This is a genomic window from Aeromonas simiae (assembly GCF_000820125.1).
Classification (GTDB): Bacteria; Pseudomonadota; Gammaproteobacteria; order Enterobacterales; family Aeromonadaceae; genus Aeromonas; species Aeromonas simiae.
Window position 1 is genome coordinate 1 of the sequence record NZ_CDBY01000085.1, and the last position, 2501, is coordinate 2501.

At 43.5% G+C, this 2501-nt stretch carries 4 protein-coding genes and 2 pseudogenes; all 6 read left to right on the plus strand.

The window, feature by feature from the left end; all coding sequences use genetic code 11:
• The first annotated feature begins 141 nt into the window (after positions 1-141).
• The 6 genes and pseudogenes from BN1134_RS19460 (at position 142) to BN1134_RS17095 (ending at position 2305) form a co-directional block, all read left to right on the plus strand.
• Positions 142-372: a hypothetical protein gene (locus tag BN1134_RS19460; RefSeq protein ID WP_198133208.1), complete on the plus strand. Its 231-nt coding sequence runs from the start codon at positions 142-144 to the stop codon at positions 370-372.
• Positions 373-756 (plus strand): hypothetical protein, encoded by a 384-nt coding sequence (locus BN1134_RS19815; RefSeq protein ID WP_156991852.1) that lies wholly within the window; start codon positions 373-375, stop codon positions 754-756.
• Positions 757-853: 97 nt separating this feature from the next.
• A pseudogene (locus tag BN1134_RS20250) lies at positions 854-998 on the plus strand (transposase); the annotation flags it as partial.
• A 235-nt stretch (positions 999-1233) separates the two neighbouring features.
• Positions 1234-1335: pseudogene (locus tag BN1134_RS20345) on the plus strand (VENN motif pre-toxin domain-containing protein); the annotation flags it as partial.
• Entirely contained in the window at positions 1324-1809 is a 486-nt protein-coding gene (locus BN1134_RS19825; protein WP_332309667.1) for a polymorphic toxin type 25 domain-containing protein, read from the plus strand. The pseudogene BN1134_RS20345 and the gene BN1134_RS19825, both read left to right, overlap by 12 nt.
• A 52-nt stretch (positions 1810-1861) precedes the next feature.
• On the plus strand, positions 1862-2305 hold the full coding sequence (locus tag BN1134_RS17095; protein ID WP_042048687.1) for a hypothetical protein: 444 nt from the start codon (positions 1862-1864) through the stop codon (positions 2303-2305).
• Positions 2306-2501: the final 196 nt, after the last annotated feature.

Consider the following 2501-nt stretch of genomic DNA (forward strand, 5'->3'; position numbering starts at 1 on the left):
TTTGCGCGCTGATCAACACTAGATTTCTTCGGTGTTTGACTCAATGAAGAGTACTCAGCCATTATACCCTGGCTCTGTGATCCCTAAGTCTTTCGAAATGACATTACCTAATTATGGGTACACGGCAATGCTACAGAACATATGGCAGAATATGCCGCATCTAAAGCTGTTACACATACACCCGAAGCTGTGCGGCTTGTTAGCCAAGAGGAGCTTAGAAGTTTTCAGGCAGCATTAAATAATGCAACCAAAAATGAAATGCCTTATGGTCAGAGAGTTACTGTTGACGGTTGGCAATTAGAAATTAAGCCACCTCGTACAGCAGATGAGCTACCTACGGTCATCCATGCTCGTTACTTAGGGTCACATTAAATGGACATAGAAATTTCTAATCCGATAAATATTAAGTTTGAACTTATTGAAGTTGACGATCATCTTCCGTCAATGAAATTTAATGTTTCAATCATAGTGAAAAAATTCAGCTACAGCTCTGAGGTACACTCAAAAGTATGGATAGAGTGCCATACTTTTGATGATTTTATGAGTGGCCTTGGTCAGGGGGGAGTTGCCTGTCTGAAAGATATTAATAATAGCTTTGAATTGATTTTAAATCCGATTGTTAAAAGTTTGGAATGGTCATGTATAAAAGAAGACTGTAACGGTGGCATGGTCTCATTAAAAGGGTGTGAAAGATTAGACGATGATAGCAAAGCCTCGATATATAAGGCTTTTAATGATTACCCAAAATGGTGGTGATTAACGGAATCTGGGAAACGGAATCTGGGACACCCACCTTTTTGACAGAGGCGTAGTGCTGTTGTTGACTTGAGAGGTCACCGTTGAGGGATGTGCCATGACCATTGCCCGTTCACGTCAAATCAGCTTGCAGGATACGCCTTACTACCACGTGGTCAGTCGCTGTTTTTCTGTGCGGAGAGGATTCCCATTCCGGCCAGAGTTACGAGCATCGACGCCAATGGGTGGTCGACAAGTTGGGGTGACCTGACTCAAGCCGCCGCAGGCGCAGCCAGTCCCTACCTTGCACAAATGGTCAAATGATGGCCCGTCCCGTGTGATGGCCCACGCGCTTGTACAAGGGGCACTGGCCGCCGCCCAGAACAAAAATGCCATGGTCGGTGCAACCGGCGCCGCCACTGGCGAGCTGGTGGGCATGATGGCCATCCAGCTTTACCACAAGGAGGCCAGCCAGCTGACGAGGGGGAGAAGGAAACCGTCTCCACCTTGGCCGCCGGATTGGCGGGTGGGCTGACCGGAGACAACACTGCCAGTGCCTTGGCCGGAGCCCAGACCGGCAAGACGGTGGTGGAGAATAATTCGCTATCAGATTGGGGGAGTTTGATTCCTCCCCAGACCCGGCAAGATGCATATTTAGCATTTCATCTGATGTCTCAAGGAAAATCACAAGATGAGATTGCTAAAGCGCTGATTTTATCGCATCAAAACCCTACATTGGGTGCAGAATATAAAGTAACACCGACGGCAAAGATAGAGGGGGCGACCGGGATTATAATAGGAGCATTCGCTGAGGGGGCTGTCAATGAAGACTCATTTTCCCTGAGTGGAGGCTTAGCTCCGGCTTTGGGACTACGGGGAAGTACCACAGTAGGAATGGATTTTTGGCCTTATTTTCCAGGGTTAATACCAACAAGTCATGACTCTTCTTTTGATATAGGAATAGGGGTTGGATCTTTAGGTATTTCGCTAGAAAAAGATGGGGTAGACTTTTCCCTTGGGGTTGGATCATCTCTTGGTTGGGGGGATCGAAAGAAATTAAAGGTTTTGATGTAGAAGGTAGCGGTAAAGTTGGTAGTGAAATATACAAATTCAAAAAGGATAAGTGATGAAAAATTTTTTTATATTTGGCGTGGCGTTTTTTCTCATGCTTCTTATATTCTGCCAAGTATATTTTTATACTAAGGAAAAAATAAAGTTTAGTGATTCAAATGGTGTTTTTATATTTATTAATAAAGTTATGTTTCAGTCTTGTCTGCTGACAAATTTATCTTCTTTGTTTTTCTTTATGTCATTTATCATGGGGTTGGCTTTGTCATGGGCGATTGGAGAATCCCGTGAAAAAATATTTTCTTATGGGGTTGGTTTATGTGGAATTATTTCTATTTTTTGTCATTGCAGGATTTTTTATGTAAAAGGGGGGAGCACAAATGAGCTTGATTTTTTCAATGAGTTATTTTTAAGGTGTGAGATGTCTAGGAGCACTATTTTTATTTGGATTTCTAGGTTATGTTATTTGATATCCTTCTCTATCCTTTTTTATTATAATTGATGTTCAATAAGTTAATTTTCAGGAAAGATATCTGGGACGCCCACCTTTTTGATAGAGCAAAATTCTAGGGCACCCATCTCTTTGACAGGGTGTACAGATCCAGTGACCACCTGACACCGGCCTCAAACTGGTGTCTTGGTTACGCCACTTTAGAGTGCACTTCCTTCGATATCCTTGCTCTGCGCTCTGCGCTCTG

What these genes read in the sequence shown, in the direction of transcription:
- BN1134_RS19460 (WP_198133208.1), top strand. Translation starts at nt 142, where the DNA reads ATGGCAGAATATGCCGCATCTAAAGCTGTTACACATACACCCGAAGCT.
- BN1134_RS19815 (WP_156991852.1), top strand. Translation starts at nt 373, where the DNA reads ATGGACATAGAAATTTCTAATCCGATAAATATTAAGTTTGAACTTATT.
- BN1134_RS17095 (WP_042048687.1), top strand. Translation starts at nt 1,862, where the DNA reads ATGAAAAATTTTTTTATATTTGGCGTGGCGTTTTTTCTCATGCTTCTT.